We start from the raw sequence: 14,734 nt of genomic DNA, 5'->3' as shown, positions 1-14,734 counted from the left end.
TTTAGTTTTACAAAGGTAATTAATAGAATAGCAATTATGTAAACATTTTCTTAAATTTGAAATATGCTTAAAAACAATAAACTCCTCGTCGCTTTATTACTCATTCCTGCTATTATTGGCGTTAAAGTGGCGGCTTATTTCCCAGGTATCATCGAGGTCATTTACAGTACCGGTTTGTACCCCTTTATCTCTCGGTTTTTTCGTTACTTTTTAGGATGGATTCCTTTTTCTTTTGGTGATTTGGTTTATGGTTTCGGAATTCTATTTATTATGCGTTGGTTACTTATAAACCGTAAGCGGGTAGTTTCAGATTTTAAAAATTGGTTGATAGATATTTTTGCCGCTGTTTCCATTATTTATATTAGTTTTCATTTGTTTTGGGGATTAAATTACTACCGACTACCGCTTCATAACAGCTTAAATTTAGAAGCCGAATACACCACTGAAGCTTTAGTGGATGTTACAAAAAAACTGATTAATAAAACGAATGCACTGCATTTGGAACTCACTAACAACGACTCTATTCGCGTTGAAAGTCCGTACTCCAAAGCAACCATTCTTAAGATGGTTCCCGAAGGCTATTCTGTTTTAAAAGAAAAATATCCACATTTAGAATATAAAGGCGAATCGATTAAAACCTCATTATTTAGTTTGCCGCTAACCTATATGGGTTTTAGCGGGTATTTAAATCCGTTAACCAACGAAGCGCAAGTCGATGGTTTAATTCCAGAATTTAAATTCCCTACAACGGCTTCGCACGAAATTGGCCACCAGTTAGGCTATGCCGCAGAAAACGAAGCTAATTTTATGGCGTGTTTGGCAACGACTTCACATAGCGATTTGTATTTTAGATATTGCGGTTTTGCCTTTGGTTTACGCCATTGTTTACACGAAATCTATAGACGAGATCCAGCACTGTATAAGGAGTTATTAGTTACCTTAAACACAGGCGTATTAAAAAATTACCAAGAGGTGCGCGATTTTTGGGAGGCGCATAAAAACCCAACAGAACCCGTATTTCGAAAAACCTATAACACCTACTTGGAAGCCAATAACCAAGAAGGGGGAATGGACAGCTATAGCTATGTCGTCGCTTTAATAGTTAACTATTTTAAAAATAAAACACTATAACAATATAAAAGACAAACGTTAAATTAAGTTTGCTTTGTGTTTAGTGACTACAGAATCTTATCTTTAAAACTTTTAAAACTTTATCTCACTAACTTATGATTAAACACGTTTTGTTTCTCGCTGTACTATTTTGTGGCTACACTAGTTTTGCTCAAGAATACATCCCTAAAAACGACGGTGTAAAAACCGCTACTTCACATTACACTGCATTACAAAATGCGACTATTCATCTGTCTCCAACAGAAGTTATCGAAAACGGTACTCTGGTATTTAAAGATGGAAAAATCGTTTCTGTAGGCACTTCGGTAAATATTCCTAAAAACAGTTTGGTTATCGATGCTACTGGTAAAACAATCTATCCGTCGTTTATAGATATTTACTCCACTTTCGGAGTGAAGCAACCCGAAAAAAATTCTAGCAACTCTAGAACGCCACAATACGATGCAAGTCGCGAGGGCTATTATTGGAACGATCATATTAGACCCGATCAAAACGCCATAGATTATTTAGATTACGACCTTAAAAAAGCAAAAGCGTTGCAGAAAGCTGGTTTTGGAGTGGTAAACTCACATATCGACGATGGTATTATTCGTGGTACTGGTATTTTATTAGCGCTTAACAACGAAGGCAATGCTTCAAATAGAATTCTCGAAGCACAATCGGTACAGTATTCTGGAACTTCAAAAAGCAAAACCTCAAAACAAGCGTATCCAACCTCTTTAATGGGCGCTTTAGCCTTATTACGTCAGGTACATTTAGATGCCGATTGGTATGCAAAAGGTTTAAGTACAGAAAAAGATCGCGCTCTCGAAGCCTTATTAGCAAATAAAAATAAGGTGCAAATTATTGAAGCCGGCAGCAAACTTAATGCCCTACGCTTAGATAATGTGGGTGACGAATACAACACGCAATATGTCATTGTTGGTGGTGGCGACGAATACGAAGCTATAAAAGATATTAAAGCCACACAAGCACAGTTTATAATACCTATAGATTTCACAGACGCTTACGATATGGAAGATCCATTTTTAGCGCGCTCTGTAGAGCTGAGTGATTTAAGACAATGGAATCAACAACCGCATAACCCTAGAATTTTAGCGGAGAATAATATTGAATTTGCTTTATCGACTTACAAGCTAAAAAAAGAAGCGTCTTTTTTACCGAACCTAATTAAAGCTATTGAGGCCGGATTACCAAAAGACAAAGCACTGGCAGCTTTAACTACAATTCCTGCTGGAATTATTGGAAAAAGTAATACTTTAGGATCTCTTAAAACCGGAGCTTATGCTAATTTTTTAGTGACTTCGGGCGATATTTTCGATAAGAAAACCACGATTTACGAAAACTGGGTAACTGGTGTTAAAAACGAATTAGAAACGACACCTAAAGACGTTCGTGGTGAATATGCGTTTAACTTAGAAAACGAAAAATACACGCTTAAAATATCGGGCACTTTAGAAAAATTAAAAGCTAAAGTAAAAACCGATAGTACGACTTTAGGCACAAAATTAAATGTAAATAACGATTGGTTACAACTCACGTTCTCGACTATAGATACCACGAAACAGGAATTTATTCGCGTGGTTTCAAATTTAACCGATAGTAAGATATTATCCGGAAAAGCCTATTTCCCTAACGGAAAAACCCTTGCATTTAATGCGGAAAAACAAATCTCAGACACAAAAGAAGATTCAAAAATAGAGGATGAAAATGATGATGATGATGATGATGATGAAACACCATCAAAATTAAACCCCTTTCACCCGGTAACTTATCCAAACTTAGCGTACGGTTTTGAAACGTTACCAAAACAAGAAACACTTCTTTTTAAGAATGTAACGGTGTGGACCAACGAAAAGGAAGGCATTTTAAAACACACCGATGTTTTAATTAAAAATGGAAAAATAGCTAAAATTGGCACTAATTTAAGTGACAGAAATGCTCAAACTATTGATGGTACTGGAAAACATTTAACAGCTGGAATTATAGACGAACATTCGCATATTGCCACCTCATCGGTTAACGAATCGGGTCACAACTCCACTGCCGAAGTGAGTATTGAAGATGTTTTAAACCCTGATGATATAAATATTTACCGCAATTTGGCCGGTGGTGTTACGTCTATTCAAGTATTACACGGCTCGGCAAATCCTATTGGTGGCCGCTCGGCGATTATTAAACTAAAATGGGGAGAATCGGCTAAAAACTTAATCAACCCACACGCACCAAAATCCATCAAATTTGCTTTAGGTGAAAACGTAAAACAGAGTAACTGGGGCGATGCTGCAAAAACGCGTTTCCCACAAACTAGAATGGGTGTAGAACAAGTGTATATCGATTATTTTCAACGTGCTAAAGAATATGAAGTTCTAAAAGCTAGTGGAAAACCATTCCGAAAGGATATTGAAATGGAAACACTTGTCGAAATTATTAATAAAGAGCGTTTTATAACGTGCCACTCGTATGTGCAAAGTGAGATAAATATGTTAATGAAAGTGGCTGAGCAATTCAATTTTAACATTAACACATTTACACATATTTTAGAGGGTTATAAATTAGCCGATAAAATGGTAGAACACGGTGTTGGAGGCTCAACATTTAGCGATTGGTGGGCGTACAAATACGAGGTCAACGACGCGATACCTTACAACGCCGCAATTATGCATAATAATGGCGTTACCGTTGCTATTAATAGTGACGATGGCGAAATGTCGCGTCGTTTAAATCAAGAAGCTGCAAAAGCGGTGAAATATGGCGATGTTAGCGAAGAAGATGCTTGGAAATTTGTAACCCTAAACCCTGCAAAATTACTACATATTAGTGATCGCGTGGGGAGTATAAAAGTAGGAAAAGATGCCGATATGGTTTTATGGAGCGACCACCCGTTATCGATCTATGCGAAAGCGGAAAAAACAATTATTGAAGGGGTAACCTATTTCGATATTAATCGTGACAAACAATTGCGTGCTACGATTTCTAAAGAAAAAAATGAATTGACCACTTTAATGCTTCAAGCGAAAAACAAAGGCTTAAAAACAAAACCGATCGCGAAGAAAGAGAAAGCACATTTTCACTGCGATTCTAATTTCTAACATCAAATTCTCAATACTTTTAAAACAGACACGTTATGACATTATTAAAATATAAATTACTCGGTGTAGCACTATTTTTTTCAACAATACTACTCGCTCAACAAACCCCCGCACCAAAGCAGACACAGGCCATTTCTATTGAAGGCGGCACCGCACATATAGGAAATGGTGAAGTTATAGACAATGCCTTAATTATATTTACCGAAGGAAAACTAACTTTTGTAGGCAGCGCGCTAACTGAAACGGCGAGACAAGGCACGATTATTAACGCTAAAGGGAAACACATTTACCCAGGATTTATTGCCCCAAATTCCACTTTAGGATTGGTAGAAATTGATGCCGTAAGAGCGACTGAAGACCAGGACGAAGTGGGTAAAATGAATCCGCATATTCGTAGTATAATCGCGTATAACACAGAATCGAAAGTGGTAGAATCTATGCGAATTAACGGTGTGTTAATGGGGCAGATAACACCTAGAGGCGGACGAATTTCAGGAACTTCATCGGTCGTACAATTTGACGCCTGGAACTGGGAAGATGCCGTAATTAAAGAAGATGATGGTATCCATTTAAACTGGCCAAATCCGTTTTCTCGCGGCCGTTGGTGGTTAGGTGAGCCAGCCACTTTAAAAGAAAATAAAGAATACAATAATCAAGTGGATGAACTTACTACTTACTTCAACGAAAATGCAGTCTACCAAATTGGAAAAAACACCTCAAGACATTTACCTTTTGAAGCGTTAAACGGCGTGGTCACTGGCAAAAAAACGTTGTATGTACACGTAGATAATGAAAAAGGAATTACAGATGCTATTAATTTTAAAACTGCCAACAACATTAAAAAACTTGTTATTGTTGGAGGTAACGAGGCGCATTTAGTGTCTAACCTTTTAGTGAAACATAATATCCCGGTGCTTTTACAACGCGTTCATAGTCGACCGAATAACGACGACGACGATTACGATTTACCATTTACTTTAGCAAATCGCTTGGTTAAAGATGGTGTATTAGTGGGCTTAGAAAACTCTGGAGGTATGGAACGAATGAACACAAGAAATTTGCCTTTTCTAGCGGGAACTTGCGCTGCATACGGTTTAGATAAAGAAAAAGCGCTAAGCTTAATTACGTTAAACACGGCTAAAATATTAGGCATTGACGATACAGTGGGGTCTTTAGAAGTTGGTAAAGACGCAACTTTTTTTATAAGTGAAGGCGACGCTCTAGATATGAGAACCAACAAAATAGATAAAGCGTACATTCAAGGTCGAGATGTTATTTTAAAATCTCACCAAACCGAATTGTACGAACGTTACAGTAATAAATACAAGGACAATAACTAGATATTTAGTGTTATAACACAAGTAAATAAATAGATTAATCTATGCAGTAATTAAAAAAAAGGCGGCCAATTGGCCGCCTTTTTAATATGTGTGTTTTCGAAATTTATTCAACGAAAGTTGCATTTTCTGGTTTAGAGAACCTAGTAACATCAAGAGCTTCCTTAGATAATTTTGCGTTAAAAATCGCTGTCGTTCTTACAGGGTTTATAGGTTGATTGTTAAAAAACTCGTAGTTAACCATTTCTGTTGGTAGCAACACACCTTCAACTTCCTCCCATTTATTATATTTTTTCAAATGAAACTCTTTGGTTTTTTCTTTAGAGAAATAGGTTACCGTATACCCTAACCATTCCATTTTAAATGTTTCTGGGTGGTAGTATAAAACGTATTCATCGTCGGGAGACTCCCCTACTCCATTTTCGTAAGCAATTTTGATACCTGGATAGGTTACACCTTCAAATTCTATAGCTTTAGCAGCGCTAAAAACAATACCATCGTCGGCCAAAACAAAAGGCATAGCATAAAAATAGAACATTAAATTGTAGTAAAATTTAGGTGCATAGCCTTTGTATTCTTCTTCTGTTCTATTTAAAAACCAAACCGCTTCACCATCGAAACCAATAACATAATTTTCTGCTTCTATTAACGATTCTCTAGAGTTTAAATTGGTACGCGTCACTTCATCTCCGCCTGGTTTTCTCATAGTAAACTCAACAGACTGCATTGTTTTCCAATGATCCAATCCGCCATGCGCTTCAAATACTTTCGCTATATCTTCAGGAAATGATTTATCTTCTTTTATTTCAACTTCCGGTGTAGGCTGAACCTTTTCAGGAGCCGTTTCTTTTTGTTTACAACCCATAAAAGTCATCATTAATAATACAATACCCAAATAGTTTTTCATACTTTAATCTTTCTTAATTATTAATGTAGGTTGTCGAAAGCACGAACTTAACATTACAAAATTATCTATATTTTTATATCATTAGGGTTTAATATAAAGACAGGAGACCGTTTTATTTTTAGAACCAAGAACTAAAACTTGATTCTAACTATTCTAAAAAAAAGATCGGCTTTGTTAGAAAAACTTCCCCACTACATCCTTAAAATTTTTTAATTTGAAAGGTTAATACGAATACACTCTTTCATATAGTCCATTACTATATTTTAAAGACGCATCCTTTTTTGAAGTTACTTTTAGCACGTCGTTTAACACTTCTTTACACTAGAAAAACAGACAAGAATAGGAGCGCGCGTTATTATTATTGTTATTACTAAGCCATTTCAAACAGAAAACATAAATTTGCGTTTATAATTATAATGCAATGGATATTAAACACATCAGCAGCGTACAAAACGCATTAATAAAACAGGTTGTGCTCTTAAAAGACAAATCTCGCGAACGTAAAAAATCGGGTGTATTTATTATTGAAGGTCTTCGAGAAATTGAATTGGCTGTAAAAGGCAAATATACGATTGAAACTATTTTTTATTATGCTGACATTTTTCCGAAAGAACAACTTGAGAAATCAGACTTAAAGGCGTCACAGTACATTGAAATATCGAAAGACGTGTATCAAAAAATAGCATATCGAGAAACTACTGAAGGTATTATTGCCATTGCAAAAGGTAAAGAAAATACGATTGATAAATTAATATTTAATAACAAAAACCCACTCATTCTTGTTGCTGAGGCACCTGAAAAGCCTGGTAATATTGGTGCTATTTTACGTACCGCCGATGCTGCCAACGCCGATGCTGTGATTATTGCCAACCCAAAAACCGATGTATACAACCCTAATATTATTCGCTCTAGCGTGGGCTGTGTATTTACAAACCAAATTGCTACGGGTACAACAAGCGAAATAATAGCTTTTTTAAAATCGGAAAATATAGCTATTTACGCTGCTATTTTACAAGATGCCGTAGCTTACCATACTCAAAATTTCACTACTCCGACAGCTATAGTTGTAGGCACCGAAGCTACTGGTTTAAGTGAAGCCTGGCGTGTGGCTTCTAAACAGAATATTATTATCCCTATGCAAGGCGAAATAGATTCTATGAATGTTTCTGTAGCTGCAGGGATTCTAATTTTTGAAGCTAAGAGGCAACGCGATTTTAAATAAAGAATACGTTATTTTAAAATTCGTTTATAGATCGTTCCTTTATCCGATTCTAATTTTAATAAATACAATCCGTTAGCCAAATTTTCGAAATCAACAATTAAATCAGCGTCGTCATTAGAGAATTGTGACACTATTAACTGACCATGCATATTGTAAATTTCTACTTTAATTATTACTTTAGTATTAGTAATGAATAATTTATCGATTACTGGATTTGGGTATATTTCTAGACCTTCCAACTCGAAATTTTTCGTACTCAACAAAGCAGAATCTGTAGATATACGAAAACTATTGGTTATCCGTCTTCCTGTAAAAGCATTTTCCATACTAACATATATTGTTTCAGGATCTTCTGTGTTTGTGTATGCTTCAGGATTAGAAATTGCATTAACACCAGTTTCAGCGTCAAGTAGTGTAAGATAATAGTTAAAATTAAAAGTATAAATTGAAGTATCAACACTTCCCAGCATTAGCGTTTCGTTATCCCGTAAATTAAAAACAGAAGAACCGTTATTATCGGTATCTTCAACAACCACATCCCCTGGTTCTTGCTCCATAATAGGAATAGCTCCAAATGAATTCTTCTTCACAAATAATGCACTATCATAACTAGAGTCTGATGCATCTGCTACAACTATTTTAAAACTATAATTATCGCCAATAACTAAATCACCCGTGAGTTCGAACACTTCCGTTTGACCATTAAAATTTATAGGAGAGTCTGCTGGAAGAATATAATCTGGATTAGCAGGAACATTAGTCACCTCGTAATTATAACGATGAAAATAAGCTTCGTTTTCAGGTGAACAACTGGTGTTGGCGCCACCACGGACATTGAGTATCGAAATTGGGGTTGTTGTATTAGGTACTAAAGCTAGATTCACTGAAACCCCAGTGTTTAGATTAGTTAGAATAACTGCAAATGTATCAGCATACGAGCATTCAAACACACCATACTCTTCAGACACCATTAAAAAATCGAAACTAATAGATTCAACCTGTGCTAAAAAATCAAACTGAATAACCGACGCGTTAAAAGATGTTGAAACCCCAGTTATCATTTCCAAATCTGAATCTCCGAGCCAATTACTTGTTCCTTCGCTTAATACACTTGTATTTCCTCCAGGAATAGACAAGACATTCCCTGTACTTAAAACTATACCTTGAGCAAAAGCTATGTCCGCTCCATTAGCCGTAAACGTTGCGACCCCATTTACCTCACCAAAATCTACACCTGTACTAACAACTAAGTTAGACATTGGAAAGTTTGGATTACCAACCAACTCATCTTGTATAAGCTGTTGCGTCGTATTTATATCATCTATGGTTAATTGAGAAAAGGAGTAATTACAAATAATTAAGAAAATAAAAAGTATCTTTTTTTTCATAGCTGTTTAGTTAAGATTTTAAAGGTAACAAAATGTACTTTCATTATCTTTGCAAATAATAAATTAATCACAATAAGATTCTTAAATGACTGCGACTTTTCTATTTTATATCATTATTTCTTTATTAATTATCAGTTTTATAATCGATAAAGTGCTGGACGCTTTAAACGCCAAACATTATAATGATGCCATTCCAGCGGTATTAAGCGATGTTTATGACGACGACGAATACAATAAATCGCAACGTTATAAGAAAACCAATTATAGCTTCGGCTTACTAACCTCTTCATTTTCGCTAGTACTTACCCTAGCCTTTTTCTTTTTAGATGGCTTTGCGTATGTAGATTCTTTAGCTAAACAATGGACCGATAACCCCATAATAATCACCCTTATTTTCTTTGGAATTATTATGTTGGGTAGCGATATTTTAACCACACCTTTCTCTTATTATAAAACCTTTGTAATTGAAGAATGTTTTGGGTTTAACAAAACAACTAAGCTTACCTTTATAGTCGATAAGCTAAAAGGTTGGTTCATGCTCATTATTGTGGGTGGCGGTATTTTAGCACTTCTTACGTGGTTTTATCAAACAACAGAACAGTTGTTTTGGATTTATGCCTGGCTATTAATCACGGTCTTTACGCTATTTACTAATTTGTTTTATTCGCGTTTAATTGTGCCAATATTCAATAAGCAATCACCATTAGTAGACGGTGATTTACGCACACAGATTTCTAATTACGCCAAAACAGTAGGTTTCAATCTTGATAAAATATTTGTTATCGACGGCTCTAAACGAAGCACTAAAGCCAATGCTTATTTTTCAGGATTTGGAAGTCAGAAGCAAGTGACGCTTTACGATACACTAATTAACGATTTAGACCCTGAAGAAATCGTAGCTGTTTTAGCACACGAAGTCGGGCATTATAAGAAAAAACATATCATTTTTAATCTATTTGCCTCCATAGTGCTTACAGGTATTACCTTATATATTATGTCTTTGCTAATTTCAAATCCGTTATTGTCTGACGCTTTAGGAGTCGCTACGCCGAGTTTTCATATTGGATTAATCGCTTTTGGTATTTTATACAGTCCGATTTCGGAACTCACCAGTTTAATAATGAATTGGTTTTCTAGAGTGTTTGAATATCAAGCAGACAATTTTGCGAAAAACACTTATAAAGCCGAACCTTTAATAAGCGGACTTAAAAAATTATCTAAAAACAGCTTAAGTAATTTAACACCGCATCCTGCGTATGTGTTTATGCATTACACGCACCCAACGTTATTGGAACGCATCAATAATTTGAGGAAAAGGTAGACACCTCCATAAAATGAAACTATATAGTTGAGCTTAGTCAAAACTAATTCATTTAATATATTTATATTTCAACAATTAAAAAAACCTAAGCATTGAAAATAATTAATTTTATTAAGGAAGAAAAGGTATTTACCGCAATAATCCTACTCTCTCTAATTTCGTCATTACGTTCTTTGATTACGCCTCCATTTGGAGATGAATTAACTTATTTGAAACTTGCAGACAATATATTAAAGGGCAAATACTATCTAATTAATAATCCTTCCACTGTCACCCCTATTATCCCCCTTATAATTGCCTTTTTTAAAATTAATGCATATCCAATGCTAGGGTTTGCATTAGCCAAAATTTTTCATATAATATTGACAATTTTTGGATTTAGATACTTGTATTTATTCTTAGCAAAACAACAACTTAATCATCGTATTATAGTAGCTATAATTGCGCTAACTGCTGTAAACCCTATAGCAATAAGTAATTTTGGAAGTTTGTACCCAGAAGCTATACTGTTTTTTTGCTTTTGGGGTGTTATTTATTACTCGGTCAGTGAATATAAGATTAACAACTTAGTCAAAATGTTATTTTTGTTTCTAATGCTATCTATGACAAGGTATTTATATCTTGTTTTGGGTTTAATTGTAGTTTTTAATTTTTATAAATTTTACAAATCAAATAGCCTGCAACATACGTACAAGCTTTTAATGTACACTGCAATATTAATGACACCTATATTGTTTTGGGCTAAATACGTATACAGTATTGAACAAAATAACTTGTCAGAAATAAGTTATTTCAATCGATTTAAGACAGATAACCAACTACTTTATAATATTAAATCTGGATTAGGAATTATTAAACATCACGAAGTTAGCCGAATAAATGGAATACCCGCTTTTATTTCTCTTTTCATACCAATCACAGGGTTCCGACATTATTTGCTAAGTATAATTTTGCTTTTGACTATATCTTTTGGATACTTCAGGAAGAATAATTCAATCGGAGTTAAAATATTAATTTCAGCCCTATCACTAACTATGTTAGGTCTTATATTTGCAGGAACAGGTTTTAGTAGGTATTGGTTAATTTTACTACCAGGCTTCTTCTTAGGCTTTTATTATTCAGCAAAACAAATGGGAATAAAAAACAAAGTATTTATTTATACTTCTCAAATTGTATGTTTCATATATATTGTTAATGAACTAAGACTTGATTTATTGATTATAAATAAACATCTATAATTCTATTTTGAATATATGATATCAAAAAAAATAATTATATATATGCCCGCTCTTAATGAGGGGCTAACGATTTACGAGGTTTTAAAGTCAGTACCGAAAACCATACAAGGATTTTCGCATATAGAACTATTAGTAATTAATGATGGTAGTACAGACAATACGGAGCAAGAATCTTTAAAGGCAGAAGCCACCGTAATTAATCACAATTGTAATAAAGGTGTTGGAAACGCTTTTCAGACCGCAGTAAACTATTCTTTAAAAGTGAATGCTGATATTTTAGTAAGTATTGATTCTGATGGCCAATTTGATATCAATCAAATAGAAGAGATGATTTTACCCATTATAAGAAAGGAAGGAGATTTTTGTATTGGTAATAGATTTAACGATTCTAAACCCGAGAAAATGCCTAAAATAAAGTATTGGGGAAATCGTCAAATAAGTAGAATAGTAAGCTTCGTTGGAAACACAAAAATACAAGATGCTTCGTGTGGCTTTAGGGCCTATTCTCGTGACTGTTTACTTAGTCTAAATTTACAAGGTGGTTTTACTTATACACACGAAACTATTTTAGATTTAATAGACAAAGGGTATAGGGTTATACAAGTTCCAGTAAGTGTAAAATATTTTGAGGAGCGCATTTCAAGAATTGCTAATAATCTATTTAAATATGCTATAAATACCTCGTTAATTATATTTAAGTGTTTAAAAGACTATAAACCATTGCAGTTTTTTTTATTCATAGCATTATTCGTGTTAGGCTTAGCTTTTTTTATGGGAGGTTTTGTATTAATTCATTGGATTAGTACCGGTATAATTACGCCTTATAAAAGTTTGGGAATTATTGCCCTTTCACTTTCTGGAATGTCATTACTTTTAATTACTCTTGCTTTTGTTGCCGATATGCTTAATCGGATAAGAAACAACCAAGAAAAAATATTATACCTTATAAAAAAAGATTATTTTGAAAAAGATTGATCACTCTAGTTTAAAAGCTTCTCCAGAAACTGAAAATTTTTCTGGCAAATATGAAGACCCTAACCTTCTTTCTAAATATTTAGTAGATAATTATTTCAAATCTGTTCGAAAGCTTATTTCTAAAATTAACGACATAGAATCTTCACATGAAATAGGCTGTGGAGAAGGAAGATCAACGATGAGATTAAATAGAATGGTCTCAAAATTGTCAGCGTCGGAGTATGTAGAAAAACTATTAATTATAGCACAAAAAAACAATTCTGATACCTCTATATTTCAAGAAAGCGTATATGAACTAAAAAACGAAAAAAATAGCGTAGACTTGGTTTTTCTATTGGAAGTTTTAGAACATTTAGACTACCCCGAATTGGCACTTGAAGAAATAAAAAGAATATCAAAAAAATTTTTAATCTTAGGAGTTCCGCGAGAACCGCTTTGGCGGTTTTTAAATATCTGTAGATTTAAATATCTAAAATATCTTGGCGATACCCCTGGCCATTTAAATCATTGGTCAAAAAGGTCTTTAATTAAATTAGTAGAAAGAAGATACGGGAAAGTTATTGCTGTCGAATCGCCTCTTCCTTGGACTATTGTTTTAGCTAGAAAAACGGAATAGAAAATGCTGAAAATTAAAAAGATATTAAACCTTGAAAACAAGAAACTTTTTATTAGATATATTTTAATTAGTTTATTTAGTTACAGCGTAGTTTTTCTTGGTTTATTTTTACTTGTTGACATTTTAAATTGGAGCGAAACGATCTCCTTTTTAATAGTTTACGGTTTTACCTATGTATACCTATATCTGGTTCAACTTAAGTTTTTATTCAAAACAAAACACAACATTTCTAAATTATTACGATTTTATTTTTCTGTATTATGTTTTTACCTTATCGCAAACCTATTGTTTAATTTAGGCCTAAAATTGAATATTCACTATTTAGTATCTTCTATTTTTTCAATCGTGATTTTAATGCCTTTTAGACTCATTGTGTCTAAATTATTTGTTTTTAAAAATTAAGTGATTTTAACTCAACTCTACAACTCTAAACTATTCCACCGGAAAATCAAAGTACTGATTACGGTAGGGCTCATTTCGTAAGGTAAAATGCCACCATTCTTTAGGGTAATTTCTAAATCCATTGGCAAGCATTAGTTTTTGTAAAAGGCCACGATTTTCCAATTGTTTTTTAGCAAGTTCCGTATTGGCAACCCAAGATTCCTTACCAAAGAAATCGAAAGGCGATCCCATATCTAACTCTTCGCCAGTTTTGTTGTCTACAATTGTAATGTCCAAAGTACTACCGCTACTGTGTCTAGATTTTGAAGCAATATAACCCGCACTAAATAAATGGCGCTTGTTTACATTAGGATAAAATTGCGATTTCATTATAGTGTCATTTACCGCTTTTGCCCAACGTACAAAATGGTTTACCGCACGTTGTGGTCTATAAGAATCGTAGATTTTTAAACTTAAATCTTGTTTTCTAAGTTCTACTTGTACTTTCTGTAAAGCCATAGCAGCTTCTTTAGTTAGAATAGCTACATTTTCTATATAACCGTCCACGTTTTCGCCTACAAAATTATTATCGTAGCAATACCTAAGTTCTACTTTAATATCTGGAATACTGTTTTTAACATACACAAAACCGTCTGGCAGTTGTGCAAATGAAGTAGTTATAAATAAGACTAAAAAAAAAGTGACACTAATTTTCATGATTACTATTTTAAAGGCTAATTTAGAGAATTAAATAAAAACTTATGACTTTTCCTTGGCATCTTTACCTTATGGCGGCAGTATATATTTTTGCTGGAATTATGCATTTTATAAAACCTAAAGCGTATTTACGTATTATGCCACGCTATATACCAAAACCAAAATTAATGGTGCGTTTAAGTGGTATTGCCGAAATACTTCTAGGCGTTGGCTTGTGCATTCCTGCGCTTAAAAAGCTTTCTATTTACGGCATTATGGCGATGCTGGCCCTATTTTTATTAGTTCATTTTTATATGCTTTCAGGCGAAAAAGCGTCGGCAGGAATTCCAAAATGGATTTTAATTTTACGTCTTCCGCTTCAATTCGGATTAATGTATTGGGCGTATTGGTACCTTCAATTTTAAAACAG

At 34.0% G+C, this 14,734-nt stretch carries 12 protein-coding genes; 9 read left to right on the top strand and 3 right to left on the bottom strand.

The features are described 5' to 3' along the window. Positions 1 to 63 precede the first annotated feature (63 nt). The 3 genes from ES677_RS11230 (at position 64) to ES677_RS11220 (ending at position 5,563) form a co-directional block, all read left to right on the top strand. Complete coding sequence (locus ES677_RS11230) at positions 64 to 1,131, top strand: DUF3810 domain-containing protein (RefSeq protein ID WP_148381289.1); 1,068 nt, start codon at positions 64 to 66, stop codon at positions 1,129 to 1,131. Between the two features lie 95 nt (positions 1,132 to 1,226). Beyond that, a complete protein-coding gene (locus ES677_RS11225) occupies positions 1,227 to 4,223 on the top strand; it encodes an amidohydrolase family protein (RefSeq protein ID WP_148381288.1) in 2,997 nt (998 codons plus the stop codon). Positions 4,224 to 4,258: 35 nt separating this feature from the next. Next, positions 4,259 to 5,563, top strand: a complete 1,305-nt coding sequence (locus ES677_RS11220; protein ID WP_148370800.1) for an amidohydrolase family protein — start codon at positions 4,259 to 4,261, stop codon at positions 5,561 to 5,563. 103 nt (positions 5,564 to 5,666) lie between these two features. Here ES677_RS11220 and ES677_RS11215 read toward each other — a convergent pair whose 3' ends face one another. After that, complete coding sequence (locus ES677_RS11215) at positions 5,667 to 6,467, bottom strand: DUF6503 family protein (protein ID WP_148370799.1); 801 nt, start codon at positions 6,465 to 6,467, stop codon at positions 5,667 to 5,669. 421 nt (positions 6,468 to 6,888) lie between these two features. Here ES677_RS11215 and ES677_RS11210 point away from each other — a divergent pair, with 421 nt between their 5' ends. Then, a complete protein-coding gene (locus ES677_RS11210) occupies positions 6,889 to 7,689 on the top strand; it encodes a TrmH family RNA methyltransferase (RefSeq protein ID WP_211357876.1) in 801 nt (266 codons plus the stop codon). Between the two features lie 8 nt (positions 7,690 to 7,697). Here the strand turns inward: ES677_RS11210 and ES677_RS11205 are convergent, their stop codons facing one another. Further along, positions 7,698 to 9,077, bottom strand: coding sequence for a choice-of-anchor L domain-containing protein (locus ES677_RS11205; protein ID WP_148381287.1), 1,380 nt, complete (start codon positions 9,075 to 9,077; stop codon positions 7,698 to 7,700). Positions 9,078 to 9,162: 85 nt separating this feature from the next. Between ES677_RS11205 and ES677_RS11200 the strand changes: the two genes are divergently transcribed. The 4 genes from ES677_RS11200 (at position 9,163) to ES677_RS11185 (ending at position 13,227) form a co-directional block, all read left to right on the top strand. Beyond that, a complete protein-coding gene (locus tag ES677_RS11200; RefSeq protein ID WP_148381286.1) occupies positions 9,163 to 10,398 on the top strand; it encodes a M48 family metallopeptidase in 1,236 nt (411 codons plus the stop codon). 92 nt (positions 10,399 to 10,490) lie between these two features. After that, positions 10,491 to 11,636, top strand: a complete 1,146-nt coding sequence (locus tag ES677_RS11195) for a hypothetical protein (protein ID WP_148381285.1) — start codon at positions 10,491 to 10,493, stop codon at positions 11,634 to 11,636. Positions 11,637 to 11,678: 42 nt separating this feature from the next. After that, complete coding sequence (locus ES677_RS11190) at positions 11,679 to 12,611, top strand: glycosyltransferase family 2 protein (protein ID WP_170235062.1); 933 nt, start codon at positions 11,679 to 11,681, stop codon at positions 12,609 to 12,611. After that, positions 12,598 to 13,227 carry a class I SAM-dependent methyltransferase gene (locus ES677_RS11185; RefSeq protein WP_148381283.1) on the top strand — a complete coding sequence of 210 codons (630 nt, stop codon included), beginning with the start codon at positions 12,598 to 12,600 and terminating at the stop codon, positions 13,225 to 13,227. The genes ES677_RS11190 and ES677_RS11185 overlap by 14 nt, the downstream gene beginning before the upstream one ends. Positions 13,228 to 13,659: 432 nt before the next feature. Here the strand turns inward: ES677_RS11185 and ES677_RS11180 are convergent, their stop codons facing one another. Further along, the gene (locus ES677_RS11180; RefSeq protein WP_148370796.1) at positions 13,660 to 14,325 is read right to left on the bottom strand and encodes a M15 family metallopeptidase; all 666 of its coding nucleotides are present in this window, start codon (positions 14,323 to 14,325) and stop codon (positions 13,660 to 13,662) included. Between the two features lie 44 nt (positions 14,326 to 14,369). On the opposite strand from ES677_RS11180, the gene ES677_RS11175 reads away from it, so the two are divergent. After that, positions 14,370 to 14,729 carry a DoxX family protein gene (locus ES677_RS11175; RefSeq protein WP_148370795.1) on the top strand — a complete coding sequence of 120 codons (360 nt, stop codon included), beginning with the start codon at positions 14,370 to 14,372 and terminating at the stop codon, positions 14,727 to 14,729. The last annotated feature ends 5 nt before the right edge of the window (positions 14,730 to 14,734 follow it).

It is taken from the genome of Bizionia gelidisalsuginis (genome assembly GCF_008086185.1).
Taxonomy (GTDB): domain Bacteria; phylum Bacteroidota; class Bacteroidia; order Flavobacteriales; family Flavobacteriaceae; genus Bizionia; species Bizionia saleffrena.
Note: the sequence above shows the minus strand (reverse complement) of the source record. Positions and strands in the feature narration are given on the sequence as shown.

Coding starts and splice junctions, on each gene's coding strand:
- ES677_RS11220 (WP_148370800.1), top strand. CDS start 4,259: ATGACATTATTAAAATATAAATTACTCGGTGTAGCACTATTTTTTTCA.
- ES677_RS11215 (WP_148370799.1), bottom strand. CDS start 6,467: ATGAAAAACTATTTGGGTATTGTATTATTAATGATGACTTTTATGGGT.
- ES677_RS11190 (WP_170235062.1), top strand. CDS start 11,679: ATGCCCGCTCTTAATGAGGGGCTAACGATTTACGAGGTTTTAAAGTCA.
- ES677_RS11205 (WP_148381287.1), bottom strand. CDS start 9,077: ATGAAAAAAAAGATACTTTTTATTTTCTTAATTATTTGTAATTACTCC.
- ES677_RS11175 (WP_148370795.1), top strand. CDS start 14,370: ATGACTTTTCCTTGGCATCTTTACCTTATGGCGGCAGTATATATTTTT.
- ES677_RS11180 (WP_148370796.1), bottom strand. CDS start 14,325: ATGAAAATTAGTGTCACTTTTTTTTTAGTCTTATTTATAACTACTTCA.
- ES677_RS11200 (WP_148381286.1), top strand. CDS start 9,163: ATGACTGCGACTTTTCTATTTTATATCATTATTTCTTTATTAATTATC.
- ES677_RS11230 (WP_148381289.1), top strand. CDS start 64: ATGCTTAAAAACAATAAACTCCTCGTCGCTTTATTACTCATTCCTGCT.
- ES677_RS11210 (WP_211357876.1), top strand. CDS start 6,889: ATGGATATTAAACACATCAGCAGCGTACAAAACGCATTAATAAAACAG.
- ES677_RS11225 (WP_148381288.1), top strand. CDS start 1,227: ATGATTAAACACGTTTTGTTTCTCGCTGTACTATTTTGTGGCTACACT.